The organism is Xanthomonas sp. BRIP62409, assembly GCF_003992965.1.
Lineage (GTDB): Bacteria > Pseudomonadota > Gammaproteobacteria > Xanthomonadales > Xanthomonadaceae > Xanthomonas > Xanthomonas euroxanthea.
The window spans coordinates 59,938-76,338 of record NZ_QEZJ01000019.1 but is presented as its reverse complement, the minus strand read 5'-3'; the positions used below and the strand labels follow the sequence as shown (position 1 = coordinate 76,338).

Annotated in this window: 13 protein-coding genes; 10 read left to right on the top strand and 3 right to left on the bottom strand. The window is 65.6% G+C overall.

Annotation, left to right across the window (positions count from 1 at the left end):
- Positions 1 to 52: 52 nt before the first annotated feature.
- Positions 53 to 2,470: an outer membrane protein assembly factor BamA gene (gene bamA / locus EO170_RS08565; protein ID WP_164740976.1), complete on the top strand. Its 2,418-nt coding sequence runs from the start codon at positions 53 to 55 to the stop codon at positions 2,468 to 2,470.
- Positions 2,471 to 2,542: 72 nt separating this feature from the next.
- Here bamA and EO170_RS08560 read toward each other — a convergent pair whose 3' ends face one another.
- Complete coding sequence (locus EO170_RS08560; RefSeq protein ID WP_126944094.1) at positions 2,543 to 2,737, bottom strand: hypothetical protein; 195 nt, start codon at positions 2,735 to 2,737, stop codon at positions 2,543 to 2,545.
- Positions 2,738 to 2,865: 128 nt separating this feature from the next.
- Between EO170_RS08560 and lpxD the strand changes: the two genes are divergently transcribed.
- From lpxD to EO170_RS08525, 7 genes are all read left to right on the top strand, one after another.
- Entirely contained in the window at positions 2,866 to 3,879 is a 1,014-nt protein-coding gene (gene lpxD, locus EO170_RS08555) for a UDP-3-O-(3-hydroxymyristoyl)glucosamine N-acyltransferase (RefSeq protein WP_126944091.1), read from the top strand.
- Positions 3,876 to 4,337, top strand: a complete 462-nt coding sequence (gene fabZ / locus EO170_RS08550) for a 3-hydroxyacyl-ACP dehydratase FabZ (protein ID WP_053045245.1) — start codon at positions 3,876 to 3,878, stop codon at positions 4,335 to 4,337. Before lpxD ends, fabZ begins: the two co-directional genes overlap by 4 nt.
- A gap of 23 nt (positions 4,338 to 4,360) precedes the next feature.
- The gene (gene lpxA, locus EO170_RS08545) at positions 4,361 to 5,152 is read left to right on the top strand and encodes an acyl-ACP--UDP-N-acetylglucosamine O-acyltransferase (RefSeq protein WP_104583403.1); all 792 of its coding nucleotides are present in this window, start codon (positions 4,361 to 4,363) and stop codon (positions 5,150 to 5,152) included.
- Between the two features lie 29 nt (positions 5,153 to 5,181).
- Complete coding sequence (gene lpxB / locus EO170_RS08540; protein WP_164740975.1) at positions 5,182 to 6,453, top strand: lipid-A-disaccharide synthase; 1,272 nt, start codon at positions 5,182 to 5,184, stop codon at positions 6,451 to 6,453.
- A complete protein-coding gene (locus EO170_RS08535; RefSeq protein WP_126944088.1) occupies positions 6,450 to 7,187 on the top strand; it encodes a ribonuclease HII in 738 nt (245 codons plus the stop codon). Before lpxB ends, EO170_RS08535 begins: the two co-directional genes overlap by 4 nt.
- A 286-nt stretch (positions 7,188 to 7,473) precedes the next feature.
- Positions 7,474 to 11,061, top strand: coding sequence for a DNA polymerase III subunit alpha (gene dnaE / locus EO170_RS08530; protein ID WP_053045247.1), 3,588 nt, complete (start codon positions 7,474 to 7,476; stop codon positions 11,059 to 11,061).
- 156 nt (positions 11,062 to 11,217) lie between these two features.
- Positions 11,218 to 12,177 carry an acetyl-CoA carboxylase carboxyltransferase subunit alpha gene (locus tag EO170_RS08525; RefSeq protein ID WP_053045248.1) on the top strand — a complete coding sequence of 320 codons (960 nt, stop codon included), beginning with the start codon at positions 11,218 to 11,220 and terminating at the stop codon, positions 12,175 to 12,177.
- 395 nt (positions 12,178 to 12,572) lie between these two features.
- Here EO170_RS08525 and EO170_RS08520 read toward each other — a convergent pair whose 3' ends face one another.
- Positions 12,573 to 13,019, bottom strand: coding sequence for a CopD family protein (locus EO170_RS08520; RefSeq protein WP_104583405.1), 447 nt, complete (start codon positions 13,017 to 13,019; stop codon positions 12,573 to 12,575).
- 74 nt (positions 13,020 to 13,093) lie between these two features.
- On the opposite strand from EO170_RS08520, the gene EO170_RS08515 reads away from it, so the two are divergent.
- Both EO170_RS08515 and EO170_RS08510 read left to right on the top strand, forming a co-directional pair.
- Positions 13,094 to 13,696 (top strand): class I SAM-dependent methyltransferase, encoded by a 603-nt coding sequence (locus tag EO170_RS08515; protein WP_162490522.1) that lies wholly within the window; start codon positions 13,094 to 13,096, stop codon positions 13,694 to 13,696.
- Positions 13,697 to 14,127: 431 nt separating this feature from the next.
- Positions 14,128 to 15,435 (top strand): polyhydroxyalkanoate depolymerase, encoded by a 1,308-nt coding sequence (locus EO170_RS08510; RefSeq protein ID WP_039520278.1) that lies wholly within the window; start codon positions 14,128 to 14,130, stop codon positions 15,433 to 15,435.
- A gap of 271 nt (positions 15,436 to 15,706) precedes the next feature.
- Here the strand turns inward: EO170_RS08510 and EO170_RS08505 are convergent, their stop codons facing one another.
- On the bottom strand, positions 15,707 to 16,075 hold the full coding sequence (locus tag EO170_RS08505) for a PadR family transcriptional regulator (protein WP_126944082.1): 369 nt from the start codon (positions 16,073 to 16,075) through the stop codon (positions 15,707 to 15,709).
- Between the last annotated feature and the right edge of the window lie 326 nt (positions 16,076 to 16,401).

The window sequence follows — 16,401 nt, the reverse complement described above, 5'->3', positions numbered from 1 at the left end:
GTCATACGTCGGCATCCAGCAACACCCGAAATCGACTCCAACCGGATGTGACATGACGCGTCTTCCCACTCGCCGCCTGCTTGCCCTCGCTCTCGCCGCCGGCCTCAGCCTGCCAGTCGTTGCCCTGGCCGCAGAGCCGTTCGTTGCCAGCGACATCCGCGTCGACGGCCTGCAGCGCATCGCCTCCGGCACCGTGTTCACCTATCTGCCGGTGAACCGCGGCGACACCGTGGACGATGGCAAGGTCGCCGACTCGATCCGTGCGCTGTACCGCACCGGCTTCTTCGAGGACGTGCAGCTGGATCGCCAGGGCAACATCCTGGTGATCACCGTGAAGGAGCGCCCGGCGATCAACAAGCTCACCGTGACCGGCAACAAGGACATCAAGTCCGAGGAACTGCTCAAGGGCCTGGGCGACATCGGCCTGACCGAGGGGGGCACCTTCGACCGCCTGAGCCTGGACCGCGTGACCCAGGAGCTGACCCGCCAGTACAACAACCGCGGCAAGTACAACGTCGAGATCACCCCGACGGTCAGCCCGCTGGACCGTAACCGCGTGGACGTGGCGATTGCGATCAAGGAAGGCAAGGCGGCCAAGATCCGCCACGTCAACCTGATCGGCACCGAGAAGTTTGCCAACGAGGACATCCTGGAGAACTGGGAATCCAAGGAGCACAACTGGGCCTCGTGGTATCGCCGCGACGACCAGTACTCCAAGGAAAAGATGTCCGGCGACCTGGAGAAGCTCAACTCCTGGTACCTGGACCGCGGCTACGTGGACTTCAGCATCGATTCCACCCAGGTGTCGATCAGCCCGGACAAGCGCGACATGTTCGTCAGCGCCGGCGTCACCGAGGGCGAGCAGTACAAGATTTCCGAGATCAAGGTCACCGGCGACACCGTGCTGCCGCAGGCCGACATCGAGCGCCTGGTCATCCCCAAGGCCGGCGACATCTTCTCGCGTGCGCTGCTTGAGTACACCTCCGACGCGATCACCAATACGCTGAGCAACGTCGGTTACGCCTTCGCCAAGGTCAACCCGATCCCCACCCCGAACCGCGAGGACCGCACTGTCGCGGTGAACCTGCAGGTGGTGCCGGGCCCGCGCGTGACCGTGCGCCGCATCCTGTACAAGGGCAACAGCCGCACCTCGGACGAAGTCCTGCGCCGCGAGATGCGCCAGTTCGAAAACACCTGGTATTCGCAGGCGGCGATCGACCGTTCCAAGATCCGCCTGCAGCGCCTGGGCTACTTCGAGAGCGTGGATGTGGAAACGCCGGCCGTGCCGGGCAGCAACGACCAGGTCGACGTGGTCTACAACGTCAAGGAGACCACCTCCGGCAGCTTCGTGTTCGGCCTGGGCTACTCGCAGAGCTTCGGTGTGACCACCTCGGTGCAGTTGTCGCAGAACAACTTCCTGGGCGGCGGTAACCGGGTGGCGGTGGAAGCCTCGCGCAGCAGCTACCAGCAGCGCTACGCGTTCTCCTACACCAACCCGTTCTTTACCGACGACGGCGTGTCGCTGGGCTACAACCTGTCCTGGCGCTCGCTGGACTACTCGGACTTCAACACCGCCCAGTACAACAGCAAGAATGGTTCGGCGCAGGTGGTGTTCGGCGTGCCGATCACCGAGAACGATACTGTCTCGGCGATGGTCGGCATCGACAGCAACCAGATCAACACGTTCCCGACCCAGACCCCGCAGGCGATCATCAATTACATCGATGCAATCGGTACTAGCACCTTCCATGCCTGGCGCACAGAGCTGGGCTGGGCACGCGATACCCGCAACGACTTCTTCATGCCCACCCGTGGCATGTACCAGCGCGTCGGCCTGGAGACCACCCTGCCCGGCTCCACGATCGAGTACTACAAGTTCAACTACCAGATCTCCAACTACTGGCCGATCATCCCGGCGATCGTGTTGAACACCCGCTTCGAGCTGGGTTACGGCGACAGTTATGGCAATGACAGCCGCCGCGACATATGCGGCGTAGTCACCAACACTAACAACATCCCCACCTACACGGAGCAAGGCTGCAACGGCAGCAACCTGATCCGTACTGTCACTGCGACCGGGCTGCCTTTCTACGAGAACTTCTACGCCGGCGGTACCAACTCGGTGCGCGGCTTCGAAGACAACACGCTGGGCCCCCGTTCGGAACGCACTGTCAGTTACTCGCGCGGCCAGCCGCTGGGTGGCTCGTTCAAGACCGTCGGTTCGGTGGAAATGTACTTCCCCAAGCTGTTCGACAGCCCGTCGGCACGCGTGTCGGCGTTCTTCGACTTCGGTAACGTCTACGACGGCGTGGACAACTTCAAGGCCAACGAGCTGCGTGCGTCCACCGGCGTGGCGCTGTTGTGGCGCGCCCCGGTCGGCCCCATCTCGATCAGCTACGCGTTCCCGCTGAAAAAGGAAGACAACGACGAGATCGAACGTCTGCAGTTCACCTTCGGCGGCCAGTTCTAATAGCGAACGGCAACAAAGAAGGCGGCCCGCGCAAGCGGGCCGCCCGTGTATCACCGGTTGAATGTGGGCCGGTCAGAACCAGCTGTCCAACCATGTGGAGACGGTGTTGGACAGGCAGCTGGCGATGTCGCCGGCAGGCAGGCTGAGACACTGCAGCTGCTGCTCACCGGTTGCCCTGCCCTGCTCGACATCGAAGGATTGGGCCGATGCACCTGCGACCGCGCCCATCATGACCAGACCACCAAGGACGGAAAGAACGGTTTTCATATGCGTGTTCCTGGATTGGCCGCTTGATTGCGACGGGACCCTAGATACGCAGGCTTTGTTGGGAACTGTTTAATGGTGTTTTCTCCCCGTTAAAGCGGCTCTCCCACACTTACAAGAGGTTCACCCTGATGCGCTTGACCGCCAGTGCGATTGCCGAACAATTTGGTCTGACCGTCATCGGTGATGGCGCCATCGAAGTCAGTGGCGTCGCCACCCTGGCGCATGCCGGCGCCGGGCAACTGAGCTTCCTGTCCAATCCGCGCTACCGGCCGCAGCTGGGCCGGAGCCAGGCCGCCGTGGTGGTGCTGCGCTCCGACGATGCGCAGGACGCACGCGGCACCGCGCTGGTCGCCAAGGATCCCTACACCGCCTTCGCCAAGATCGCCGCCTTGTTCGATGTGGCGCCGGTGCGCGAACCGGGCATTCACCCGTCGGCGGTGATCGATCCCAGTGCCCAGGTCTCGCCAACTGCGCATGTCGGCCCGTTCGTCAGCGTCGGTGCGCGTAGCCGCGTGGGCGATGGCTGCGTGATCGGCACCGGCAGCATCATCGGCGAGGATTGCGTGGTCGATGACGGCAGCGAGCTGCTCGCCCGCGTCACCCTGGTCACCCGGGTGCGCCTGGGCAAGCGCGTGCGCATCCATCCCGGTGCGGTGATCGGCGCCGACGGCTTCGGCCTGGCGATGGATGCCGGCCACTGGATCAAGGTGCCGCAGCTGGGCGGTGTGGTGATCGGCGACGATTGCGAGATCGGCGCCAACACCTGCATCGACCGCGGTGCACTGGAAGACACCGTGCTGGAAGAAGACGTGCGCGTGGATAACCTGGTGCAGATCGCGCACAACTGCCACATCGGCGCACATAGCGCCATCGCCGGCTGCACCGGAATCGCCGGCAGCGCCAAGATCGGCCGTTACTGCCTGCTTGGCGGGCATGTCGGCGTGGTCGGGCACCTGGAGATCTGCGACAAGGTCGTGATCACAGGCAAGTCGGTGGTGCGCAATTCCATCCATGAGCCGGGCGAGTATTCGTCCGGCACCCCTCTCACCGACAATCGCACGTGGCGCAAGAATGCCGCGCGCTTCAAACAACTGGATGTGCTGGCAAGGCGCATCCTGGCTGTGGGCAAGGAGAAAGAATGAGTCACCCCACTTACGAGCTGCCGATCGACGTCAACCAGATCCAGACGCTGATCCCGCACCGCTATCCGTTTCTGCTGATCGACCGGGTTGTCGAGCTCGACCTGGAAGCCAAGCGCATCGTTGGGCAGAAGAACGTCAGCATCAACGAGCCATTTTTTCAGGGCCATTTTCCTACCCGCCCGGTGATGCCCGGCGTGCTGATCATCGAGGCACTGGCGCAGGCCGGTGGCGTGATGACCCAGCTCGGGCTGGGGCGCGACGCGCTATCCAAGCTGTTCTACATGGTCAAGGTCGACAACGCCCGCTTCAACAAGCAGGTGGTGCCGGGTGACGTGCTGATGCTGGAAGTGCAGATGAAGCGCCTGATCCGCAACATGGGATGCTATTACGGCGAGGCCAAGGTCAACGGCGAAGTCGTGGCCAGCGCCGAAATCATGTGCGCCGGCGCCAAGGAATAACCCGTTTTTGGAGGTGAGACACGATGCGTGATCAAGCACCCTTGATTCATCCCACCGCCGTCATCGATCCGTCGGCGCAACTGGCCAGCGATGTGCGCGTGGGCGCGTTTTCGTTGATCGGCGCCGATGTGCAGATCGATGCGGGCACCGAGGTGGGGCCGCATTGCTCGATCCACGGCCCGACCCGGATCGGCCGCAACAACCGCTTCATCGGCCATGCCGCGATCGGCGGCGAACCGCAGGACAAGAAATACGCCGGCGAGCGCACCGAACTGGTGATCGGCAACGGCAACGTGATCCGCGAATTCGTCACCATCAATCGCGGCACCGGCGGCGGTGGCGGCATCACCGTGGTCGGCGACGACAACTGGATGCTGGCCTACACCCACGTGGCGCACGACTGCCATGTCGGCAACCACTGCGTGTTCTCCAACAACACCACGCTGGCCGGCCATGTCACCGTGGGCGACTACGTGATCATCAGCGGCTTTGCCGGTGCCCATCAGTTCTGCCGGATCGGCGCGCACGCCTTCCTGGGCATGGGCGCGCTGACCAACGGCGACGTGCCGCCGTTCACCATGGTCGGGAGCGAATCGCTGGGCCGCCCACGCGGCATCAACAGCGAAGGGCTCAAGCGTCGCGGCTTCGATGCCGAGCGCATCACTGCGATCAAGCGCGCCTACCGCACGCTGTACGTCGCCGGGCTGCCGCTGGCCGAGGCCAAGCTGCAGTTGGCCGAACAGGCCAAGAGCAGCGAAGACGTGCGCGGGCTGCTCGAGTTCATCGAGGCGGCGGAAAGGCCGTTGTTGCGATGAAGGCCGGGATTCGGGATTCGGGATTGGGGATGCAAAGCGTCCTCGCCACACCGGGCCAAGTCGTGCACGACGCACTGGCCAATCCCCAATCCCCAATCCCCAATCCCTGCTCCCCACGCATCGCGCTGATCGCCGGCGAAGCTTCCGGCGACATCCTGGGTGCCGGCTTGATCGAGCAGCTTCGGCGCCGCTATCCGGCTGCCGAGTTCGTCGGCATCGGTGGCGATGCGATGCGTGGCGCCGGCTGCCAGACCTGGTTCGATGCCAGCGAACTGGCGGTGATGGGGCTGACCGAAGTGCTGCAGCATCTGCCGCGGCTGCTGAAGCTGCGCCGCGCGTTTCGTGAGCGTGTGCTGGCATGGAAACCGGACGTGTTCATCGGCATCGATGCACCCGATTTCAATCTGTCGGTCGAGCGCTGGCTCAAGCAGCGCGGTGTGCGCACCGTGCATTACGTCAGCCCCTCGGTGTGGGCCTGGCGCGAGAAGCGTGCGGAAAAGATCGGCGCCAGCGCCGACCTGGTGCTGTGCCTGTTTCCGATGGAGCCGCCGATCTACGCCAGGCACGGCATCGATGCGCGCTTTGTCGGCCACCCGATGGCCGACGACATCGCCTACCAGGCCGATCGCGCCGCCGCGCGCGCCAAGCTGGGTCTGTCCGCCTCCAGCACCGTGCTGGCAGTGTTGCCCGGCAGCCGGCATGGCGAGATCGGCAAGCTCGGCGAGACGTTCTTCCAGGCCGCCTGGCTGGTGTCCGAGCAGTTGCCCAACCTGCACGTGCTGGTCCCGGCGGCCAATCCTGGCTGCAAGCAGCTGCTGGCCGAGCAGTTGTCGCGCTCGTCGCTGCCGGTGCTGCGGTCGCACCTGCTCGATGGCCAGGCGCGCACCGCGATGCTGGCCGCCGACGTGGTGCTGCTGGCGTCGGGTACCGCGACGCTGGAGGCGATGCTGGTCAAGCGCCCGATGGTGGTCGGCTACAAGGTCGCCCCGCTCACCTACCGCATCGTCAAGACGCTGGGCCTGCTCAAGGTCAACCGCTACGCGCTGCCCAACATCCTGGCCAACGATGACCTCGCCCCGGAGCTGATGCAGGACGACTGCACCCCGGAGCGCCTGTGCGCGGCCCTGCTGGACTGGTTCAAGCACCCGGAAAAGGTCGCCGCGCTGCAACCACGCTATCTCGCCCTGCACGCAGAACTACGCTGCGACGCATCGGCACGCGCGGCCGATGCGGTGGCGGAGTTGCTGGAAGGCGGGGATTCGGGAGTGGGGATTCGGGATTCGTCAGGAGCAAAGGCATGAAGATCATTGCTTCGGGCACTCAAGCCGATAGCGGCAACGCCGAGGCGCGCCAGTCGCCCTTGTTTGGCCAATCCCAAATCCCCAATGCCGAATCCCGGCGTTTGATCGCCGGTGTCGACGAAGCCGGGCGCGGCCCGCTGGCCGGGCCGGTGGCGGTGGCGGCGGTGGTGTTCGATCCCGGCAAGCCGCGCATCAACGGGCTGGACGATTCCAAGCAGCTGAGCGCGCAGCGGCGCGAGCAGTTGTATGCGCGCATCGTCGAGCGGGCGCTGGCGTGGTCGGTGGTGCTGATCGACAGCGAGGAGATCGACCGCATCAATATCTACCAGGCGACCATGCTGGGCATGCGGCGTGCGGTGGAAGGCGTCGCGCATGTGGCCGGGTTTGCGCGCATCGATGGCAACCGGGTGCCCAAGGGCCTGCCCTGCCCGGCCGAGGCCTTGATCGGCGGCGATGCGCTCGATCGCGCCATCATGGCCGCCTCGATCGTGGCCAAGGTCACCCGCGACCGCCTGATGCACGACCTGCACGTCCAGCACCCCGAATACCGCTTCGACCAGCACAAGGGCTACGCCACGCCGGTGCACCTGGCCGCGCTGCGCAGCCATGGGCCGTGCCCGCAGCACCGTCGCAGCTTCGCCCCGGTGCGGCGTGCATTGGGCATCGAGGCGGCGCAGTCGCCGTGGGACGTGCCCTGCGCGCCCCCGGCCGATGCGCTGCTGCTTGCTGACTGAGCGCCCCCTTCCAGGCTGACCTGGCCCGGTCCCGGCGCCACCCACCAGTGGCACGGAAACGGCCGGTGCAGCCAGGGCTTCGCGCAGCAAGTCACGCACGCCCAGCCCCGCACGCCCCCCGATCCGCGCAATCGCCACCGCTGCGCTGCATCCAGCTAGCCACAGCCTGAATCGGCCACACCGCCCAGCCCCCGTGGCAGCTGGCCGCGGCGCCGCGCCGGTGCTGTCAAGCCTTGTCCGACCCGACCACGCTCGCTACCCTGACCCCGCATTATTCCGGTCTCGCATGTCCACTTCCCGCTTCGTCCATCTGCACGTCCACACCGAGTTCTCGCTGGCGGATTCCACCATCCGTGTGCCCGAGAAACCGGATCAGGCTGACCCGAAAAAGGCCAAGCAGGCCAACCTGCTGAGCCGCGCGGTCGAACTCGACATGCCCGCGCTGGCGGTCACCGACCTCAACAACCTGTTCGCGCTGGTCAAGTTCTACAAGGCCGCCGAGGGCGTGGGCATCAAGCCGATCGCCGGCGCCGACGTGATGATCGCCACCCCGGACATGACGCCCTGGCGCATGACCCTGCTGTGCCGCGACCGCGAAGGCTACCTGAGCCTGTCGCGCCTGCTGACCCGCGCCTGGATGGAAGGCCACCGCCCCGAAGGCGGCGTGGCGATCCACCCCGAATGGCTGCAGAGCGGCCATGCCAACCTGTTCGCCCTGGCCGGCCGCGACAGCCTGGCCGGGCGCCTGTTCGGCGAGGGCCGCGCCGACCTGGCCGAGCAGCAGCTGGCCGACTGGCAGCGCGTGTTCGGCGACGGCCTGCATCTGGAACTCACCCGTACCGGGCGCCAGGGCGAAGAACGCTTCAACCAGTTCGCGCTGCATGCGGCCGGTGTGCGCGGCCTGCCGGTGGTGGCCAGCAACGATGTGCGCTTCCTGTACGCCAGCGACTTCAATGCGCACGAGGCGCGGGTGTGCATTTCCTCCGGCCGCGTGCTCGACGATCCCAAGCGCCCGCGCGAGTACAGCGACCAGCAGTACCTGAAGTCCGGCGACGAAATGGCCGCGCTGTTCGCCGACGTGCCCGATGCAATCGACAACACGCTGGCGCTGGCGCAGCGCTGCAATATCGAGATGCGCCTGGGCACCTACTTCCTGCCCGCCTATCCGGTGCCCGAAGACGAGACGCTGGACAGCTGGATCCGGAGCCAGTCGCGCGACGGTCTGGCCGCACGCCTGGAAAAGAGCCCAATCGCGCCCGGCAAGACCCGCCAGGACTATGTCGACCGGCTGGAATTCGAGCTGGACACCATCATCAAGATGGGCTTCCCCGGCTACTTCCTGATCGTGGCCGACTTCATCCAGTGGGGCAAGAACCAGGGCATTCCGATCGGCCCGGGGCGCGGTTCCGGTGCCGGTTCGCTGGTGGCCTGGGCACTGCAGATCACCGACCTGGACCCGCTGCCGTACAACCTGCTGTTCGAGCGCTTCCTCAACCCCGAACGCGTGTCGATGCCCGACTTCGACATCGACTTCTGCATGGATCGCCGCGACGAGGTGATCGATTACGTGGCGCGCAAGTACGGGCGCGAACGGGTCAGCCAGATCATCACCTACGGCACCATGGCGGCCAAGGCGGTGGTACGCGACGCCGGGCGCGTGCTCGGCTTCAGCTACGGGCTGGTCGACAGCGTGGCCAAGCTGATCCCCAACATCCTGGGCATCACGCTCAAGGATGCGATGGGCGAAGGCAAGGACTCGGAGATGGCCTCGCCGGACCTGATCCAGCGCTATCAGGTCGAAGACGACGTGCGCGACCTGATGGATCTGGCCCGTCAGCTCGAGGACCTGACCCGCAACGCCGGCAAGCACGCCGGTGGCGTGGTGATCGCGCCCGAGCCGCTGTCCGAATTCTGCCCGCTGTTTGCCGAACACGACGAGGACGGGCGCGGCAAGAATCCGGTCACCCAGTTCGACAAGGACGACGTCGAAGCGGTCGGCCTGGTGAAGTTCGACTTCCTCGGCCTGCGCACGCTGACCATCATCGACTGGGCGGTCAAGGCGATCAACGTGCGCCATGCGCGCGCCGGCATCGACCCGGTCGACATCACCACCATTCCGCTCGACGACGTGCCCACCTACAAGGGCGTGTTCGCCTCGGGCAATACCGGCGCGGTGTTCCAGTTCGAATCCTCGGGTATGCGCCGCCTGCTCAAGGACGCGCGCCCGGACCGTTTCGAAGACCTGATCGCGCTGGTGTCGCTGTACCGCCCCGGCCCGATGGACCTGATCCCGGACTTCAACGCGCGTAAGCACGGCCAGCAGGAGATCATCTACCCGGATCCGCGCACCGAAGCCATCCTCAAGGACACCTACGGCATCATGGTGTACCAGGAGCAGGTGATGCAGATGGCGCAGATCGTCGGCGATTATTCGCTGGGCGGCGCCGACCTGCTGCGCCGTGCGATGGGTAAGAAAGTGCCGGCCGAAATGGCCAAGCACCGCGAGATCTTCCGCGAGGGCGCGGCCAAGGGCGGGGTGGGCGCGGCCAAGGCCGACGAAATCTTCGACCTGATGGAGAAGTTCGCCGGCTACGGCTTCAACAAGTCGCACGCCGCCGCCTACGCGCTGGTCAGCTACCAGACCGCGTGGCTGAAACGGCATTACCCAGCCGAATTCATGGCCGCGACGCTGTCCTCGGACATGGACAACACCGACAAGGTGGTCGGCTTTCTCGATGAGGTGCGCAATCTCGGCCTGACCGTCAAGCCGCCACGCGTCAACGAGTCGGCCTACATGTTCGAAGCTGCCAGCCCGGACACGATTCAATACGGCCTGGGCGCGATCAAGGGTGTCGGCCAGGGCGCCTGCGAGGCGATCGTCGAAGAACGCCAGCGCGGCGGCCCCTACACCACGTTGCTGGATTTCTGCACGCGCGTGGGCACCGCCAAGCTCAACCGCCGCACGCTCGAAGCCATGATCAATGCCGGCGCGATGGACGGGCTGGGCAAGAACCGCGCCTCGCTGATGCTGCAGCTGCCGGAAGTGGTCAAGGCCACCGAGCAGCTGGCGCGCGAGCGCGCCTCGGGCCAGAACTCGCTGTTCGGCGGGCCGGACCCGAGCGCGCCGGCGTTGCGCCTGGACCTGCCCGAAAGCGAGGAATGGCCGCTGGGCCAGCTGCTCACCGGCGAGCGCGAAACGCTGGGCTTCTATCTCAGCGGCCATCCGTTCGACCCGCACCGCGACGAGGTGCGCGAGCTGGTCGGCTGCGACCTGGGGTCGCTGGAGAAGATCCTCGCCTCGCAACAACGCGGCGGCGGAGGCGGCGGCGATGGCGAAAAACGCGCCTGGCGCCCGGAAGTCAGCGCCATCCTGGCCGGCCAGGTGATCGGCGTGCGGCGCAAGGGCGACAGCCAGGTGTTCGTGCAGCTCGAAGACGGCCGTGGCCGGGTCGAATGCAGCGCGTTCTCCGATGCGATGGCCGAGTTCGGGCACCTGCTCACCCGCGACCGCATCCTGATCGTCAAGGGCGGCCTGCGCGAGGACGAATTCAACGGCGGCTACAGCCTGCGGATCCGCCAATGCTGGGACTACGAGCAGATCTGCGCCGACCATGCGCAACGCCTGTCATTGCGCCTGGACCTGCGCGAGAAGCAGGCCTGGAAGCGCATCGACGCCCTGCTGGCCAAGCACCGCCCCGGCAAGACCCCCTTGCGCCTGGACCTGCTGCTGCGCGCCCCGACCGGTGGGGTGGCCGGCATGCTCGACCTCAACGGCAGCCACTCGGTGCGCATCGACCAGCAGTTGATGGACAGCCTGCGCGCCGATCCCGCGGTGCGGACCCTGAAGATCAAGTACAGCCCTCCGTGGGCGTGAGAATGGGGAGTCGGGAATGGGGAATCGCAAAAGCGAGGCCGCCATCCGCCCTGCTTTGATTCCCCATTCCCGATTCCCGATTCTCCCAACCCCACCGTACGGGTTCATCGGACGCATTCGGCTACACTCCCCGCCTTACGTTGACGACACCACTGCATGAATCCTAACTACCTCGACTTCGAGCAACCCATCGCCGATCTGGAAGCCAAGATCCAGGAACTGCGCAAGGCCAGCACCGGCCCTGCAGTCAACGTGGACACCGAGGTGCGTGCGCTGCGCGACAAGCTGCGCGTGCGTACCGCACAGATCTTCCGCGACCTGTCGGCCTGGCAGGTCTCGCAGCTGGCGCGCCACCCGCAGCGCCCGTACACGCTGGACTACATCAACACCATCTGCGACGAATTCCAGGAACTGGCCGGCGACCGCGCCTATGCCGACGACAAGGCGATCGTCGGGGGCCTGGGCCGCATCGATGGCCGCGCGGTGGTGATCATCGGCCACCAGAAGGGCCGCGACACCAAGAGCAAGGTCGCCCGTAACTTCGGCATGCCGCGTCCGGAGGGCTACCGCAAGGCGCTGCGCCTGATGAAGCTGGCCGAGCGTTTCCGCCTGCCGCTGCTGACCTTCATCGACACCCCGGGCGCCTACCCCGGTATCGGCGCCGAGGAACGCGGCCAGTCCGAAGCGATCGCGCGCAACCTGCTGGAGATGGCCGAACTGAAAGTGCCGGTGATCTGCACCGTGATCGGCGAAGGCGGCTCCGGCGGCGCGCTGGCGATCGGCGTGGGCGACCGCACCTTGATGCTGGAATACGGCACCTATTCGGTGATCTCGCCCGAAGGCTGCGCTTCGATCCTGTGGAAGGACGCGGCCAAGGCCAAGGACGCCGCCGAGCAGCTCGGCCTGACCGCCAAGCGCCTGAAGGGCCTGGGCCTGGTCGACAAGGTGATCCGCGAACCCACCGGCGGCGCGCATCGCAATCCCGAACAAATGGGCAAGCGCCTCAAGGCCGTGTTGCTCAATGAGCTGGAAGCGCTGGAAAAGCTGCCGGTCGAAGGCCTGCTGCAGCGTCGTTACGAGCGCCTGCGCAGCTACGGTGCCTACGAAGGCAACTGATCGGCGATACGCCGAGGCGATGGTGCTGCGTGCACCATCGCCAGCCAGCGAGACGATTGGTCATCGAGGAAGGACTTGGTTGCAATAAGCCCTGCCTCTCCTGTCACCGGTGTTGCAGCCCGCCTGCTGCGCGCATGTCGTAGTCAGCAGGCGGGCGCTGTACTGCATCTTCGTCCTGATCGCGTTCGCGTTCCTGGCGGTGTTGATCCAGGTGTGCGGCTGCAGACGTCGCCGGATCCCGGCTTGTCTCCCATGCGTGTCGGCCACTGCGCGCCCAGGTGATGTCCGCCATCGGCGCGCGGTGCCGGCCTGCACCCCGTGGGATCGCATCGCCATCGTCGCTGCGCATCGACTGCGTCAGGCAAACGCACGCGCTGCCTGTACTTCAACAACGCTCAGAACGGCTTGGCCAGCACCAGCCAGATCACCGCGACCAGCAACACCACCGGCACTTCATTGAACAGCCGCAGCGCGCGGCCGCTGGGCAGGCTGCGGCCCTGATCCACGCCCTTCAACCAGCGCCCGGCCACGATGTAATGCGCCAGGATCAAGGCCACCGCAAACAGTTTTGCGTGCAGCCAGCCACCGGCCACCATCGTCGGGAAATCCGGAATCACCCGATAGCCCTGCCACAGTACCGCGCCCAGCAGCAGCGCCAGGCCCAGCATGCTGTGGCCGAATCTGTAGAGGCGGCGCCCCATCAGCACCAGGCGTGTGCGTACCGCAGGCTCGGCACCGGCTTCGGCGATATTGACCAGGATGCGTGGCAGGTAGAACACCGCCGCCATCCACGCAGTGACGAACAACAGATGGAAGGTCTTGATCCACAGGTACAGGGTCATGTGCTGGCTTCGCTGGCTGGCGTAGGATGGCCCGCATTTTCACCCATCCGCTCATGCGAAAGCACCTGACGTCCATGTCCGAACCCGACGACAAGCAGTACGACGCCCACTATTTCCGCCGCTGGTACAGGGATGCGGGGCTGGCCGACCCTGCGCGCCTGCGACGCAAGGTCGCACTGGCGGTGAGTCAGGCCGAGTACTACCTGGAGCGCCCGATCCGCAGCGTGCTGGATATCGGTTGTGGCGAGGCGGCCTGGCGCGCGCCATTGTTGGCCTTGCGCCCCAGGCTGAGCTATCTGGGCTTCGACAGCAGCGCCTATGCGGTACAGCGTTACGGACGCAGCCGGCAGATCCATCCTGCCCGCTTCGGCGATTTCGCCTGGCTGCGCCCCTGCGCGCCGGTGGATCTGCTGATCTGCTCGGACGTGCTGCATTACGTGCCCACCCGCGAGTTCAACCAGGGGCTGCCGGGGCTGGCCGAGATGTGCGCGGGCGTGGCGTTTCTGGAGACATTTGCCGAAGAAGACGCCTTCGAGGGCGACCACGAGGGTTTTCAGGCGCGGCCGGCGCGCTGGTATCGGCGCCGCTTCGCCGGCGTGGGGTTTGCTGCACTCGGTTCGCACTGCTGGTTGTCGCCGCAATTGGCCGATGAGGCGTCTGCGTTGGAGCGCGGCTGAGCAGGACGTTGGCCGGCTGAGGCACACATGGCGAGGCGAGTGGCTCGCCGCGCGCCCTCCCGCCACCCTCGCCCGCGGGAAAGCGGCCTTACTCCCTTCTCCCGGCGGGAGAAGGTGTCCCCGCAGGTACGCACGAAGCCTGGTGGAAGTTGAGTGCGTGTGGGCCCCATGTCCCTTGCCTTCCTCGCCCCTCCCCGCAGGCAGAGGAGCCTGCCAGGCAGTCCGCACGGCTCTGCGAGAACGCGCACTTCCAGCGCGGCGCCGTCGTCCGACGTATCTCCGATGGCGGCAACGTAAAATCGCGGCAAATCAGGGCGCTCGCGCCTGCCACAGCTTGGATGACAGCCTCTACCGTCCGCAGCCCCATTAAGGTGCAAATGCGCCAAAGGGGGTATGCTGCGCGGCAGCAAAGAGCCGCACGGATGGGTGGAATGCTTTATCAACTGCACGAGCTGACCCGCAATCTGCTAGCGCCTTGGGTGCACCAGGCCCAGGCGAACGCCAAGATGTTTTCCGACCCCGACAGTCTGTGGGCCTCGCTCCCGGGCGCCGAACGCATGGCGGCCAGCAATGAGCTGTTCCATCGCCTGGGCAAGGAGTACGAAAAGCCGGCCTGGGCGCTGGACGATGTCGAGGTCGACGGCCACTCGCTGCCGATCATCGAACGTGAAGTGCTGAGCAAGCCATTCTGCCGCCTGCTGCGCTTCAAGCGTTTCAGCGACCATGTCGAGTTGATCGGCACGATGAAGCAGCAGCCGGCCGTGCTGGTGGTGGCGCCGTTGTCCGGCCACCACGCCACCCTGCTGCGCGACACCGTGCGCACGCTGCTGCGCAACCACAAGGTCTACGTGACTGACTGGGTGGACGCGCGCATGGTGCCGCTGGAAGCCGGTGCCTTCCGGCTCGAGGACTACATCAGCTACATCCAGGAGTTCATCCGTCACATCGGCGCCGAGCGCCTGCACGTGGTGAGCGTGTGCCAGCCCACCGTGCCGGTGCTTGCGGCGGTGTCGTTGATGGCCACCAACGACGAGCCCACGCCGCGCTCGCTGGTGATGATGGGCGGGCCGATCGATGCGCGCCGCAGCCCGACCCAGGTCAACAACCTGGCTACCGAGAACGGCATCGAGTGGTTCCAGAACAACCTGATCCACACCGTGCCGTTCCCGTATCCGGGCCATGGCCGGCAGGTGTATCCGGGCTTCCTGCAGCACGCCGGCTTCCTGTCGATGAACCCCAACCGGCACGTGATGTCGCACTGGGATTTCTACACCGACCTGGTCAAGGGCGATCTGCAGGACGCGCAGGCGCACCGGCAGTTCTACGACGAATACAACGCCGTACTCGACATGCCGGCCGAGTATTACCTGGACACCATTCGCGTGGTGTTCCAGGACTTCCTGCTGCCGCAGGGCAAGTGGAAAGTGGATGGCCAGCTGGTCAAGCCCTCGGCGATCCGCAACACCGCGCTGCTCAGCATCGAAGGCGAACTGGACGATATCGCCGGCCTCGGCCAGACCGAAGCGGTGCACGATCTGTGCACCGGGATCGACGCGGCGCATCGCCGTCATCTGGTGGTGGAAGGTGCCGGCCACTACGGCATCTTCAGCGGCCGCCGCTGGCGCGAAGTGGTGTACCCGCAGGTGCGCGAATTCATCGCTCGCTACGATGCCGACCCGGTGGGCAGCCGCGATCCGGCCACCGTCACCCCGATCCGCAAGCGCGGCAAACGCGCTTGACCGGCAACAAAAAACGCCCCTCGATCGAGACCGATCGAGGGGCATTTTTTTTATGCACAAATGCCTGGTTCGCGCCAACCCAGAGGACTGGTCGCGTGCGCGGTGCCCTCACCGCCCTCACCGCCCTCACCGCCCGCAGGAGTGCCATGAACCCTTCCCGGTTCGGCATCGTGGAGCGCATCCTGAAGCGTCGCCGGGTCCGCGCAGGCCAGGGCTGGCGCACTTGCACAAGGTCATCGGGACTGGTGGTCGGCAACGGACGCGCCTGTCATCAGTAGGTCCCCTCCAGCACTGCGTCACCGGAATCGCGGGTGGCGCGCCAGGCGGCGCTCCAGTCGCGCAGGCAATCACGCCCGGTTTGGGTGATGCGGTAATAGCGCCGCGGCGGCCCGGACGCGGAGGGCTCGACATGGCTGTGCAGCAGCCCTGCGCCGTCCAGGTTACGCAGCACCGGATACAGCGCGCTGTGCGTGCCGCTGAGCACGCCGCCCAGCCACTCCAGCCGCTTGGCGATCAGATAGCCGTACAGCGGCGCATCGGCCTGCGCCAGCACTGCCAGCAAGGCCAGCAAGGCCAGCGACACCGTGCCGGCACTCAGCTCCTTCTGGAATGTCCGCAGGCAGGCATCGGATTCGCTCATCGGCCAGCTCCACCAGCTCGAAGGCAATGCTATTGCGAAGTGAGGAATAGCGAATATGTCGGTAGTCACGGGCCGGGATAGGAAAATCGGGATTGGGGAATCGGGATTAGGGATTTGCAAGGCAAGCAACCGAGAATTTCTGTACACGACTCAAGCGAACTGAAGAAGACCTGGCGCGTTATTTGCAGGCCCGCTTTTGCGAATCCCCAATCCCGACTCCCCAATCCCCGCTCATGTACTTAGAACCATTGGGTTACTCCCTTTGCGGCAGCGCTCCACTACAGTCATTGCCCACTGGGCCGATACCACTTGCTCAGACGACTCAC

Excerpts from the sequence above, each read along its gene's own strand:
- fabZ (WP_053045245.1), top strand. The coding sequence starts at position 3,876 with ATGAGTCACCCCACTTACGAGCTGCCGATCGACGTCAACCAGATCCAG.
- EO170_RS08515 (WP_162490522.1), top strand. The coding sequence starts at position 13,094 with ATGTCCGAACCCGACGACAAGCAGTACGACGCCCACTATTTCCGCCGC.
- dnaE (WP_053045247.1), top strand. The coding sequence starts at position 7,474 with ATGTCCACTTCCCGCTTCGTCCATCTGCACGTCCACACCGAGTTCTCG.
- EO170_RS08505 (WP_126944082.1), bottom strand. The coding sequence starts at position 16,075 with ATGAGCGAATCCGATGCCTGCCTGCGGACATTCCAGAAGGAGCTGAGT.
- EO170_RS08535 (WP_126944088.1), top strand. The coding sequence starts at position 6,450 with ATGAAGATCATTGCTTCGGGCACTCAAGCCGATAGCGGCAACGCCGAG.
- lpxB (WP_164740975.1), top strand. The coding sequence starts at position 5,182 with ATGCAAAGCGTCCTCGCCACACCGGGCCAAGTCGTGCACGACGCACTG.
- lpxD (WP_126944091.1), top strand. The coding sequence starts at position 2,866 with ATGCGCTTGACCGCCAGTGCGATTGCCGAACAATTTGGTCTGACCGTC.
- bamA (WP_164740976.1), top strand. The coding sequence starts at position 53 with ATGACGCGTCTTCCCACTCGCCGCCTGCTTGCCCTCGCTCTCGCCGCC.
- EO170_RS08510 (WP_039520278.1), top strand. The coding sequence starts at position 14,128 with ATGCTTTATCAACTGCACGAGCTGACCCGCAATCTGCTAGCGCCTTGG.
- lpxA (WP_104583403.1), top strand. The coding sequence starts at position 4,361 with ATGCGTGATCAAGCACCCTTGATTCATCCCACCGCCGTCATCGATCCG.
- EO170_RS08525 (WP_053045248.1), top strand. The coding sequence starts at position 11,218 with ATGAATCCTAACTACCTCGACTTCGAGCAACCCATCGCCGATCTGGAA.
- EO170_RS08560 (WP_126944094.1), bottom strand. The coding sequence starts at position 2,737 with ATGAAAACCGTTCTTTCCGTCCTTGGTGGTCTGGTCATGATGGGCGCG.
- EO170_RS08520 (WP_104583405.1), bottom strand. The coding sequence starts at position 13,019 with ATGACCCTGTACCTGTGGATCAAGACCTTCCATCTGTTGTTCGTCACT.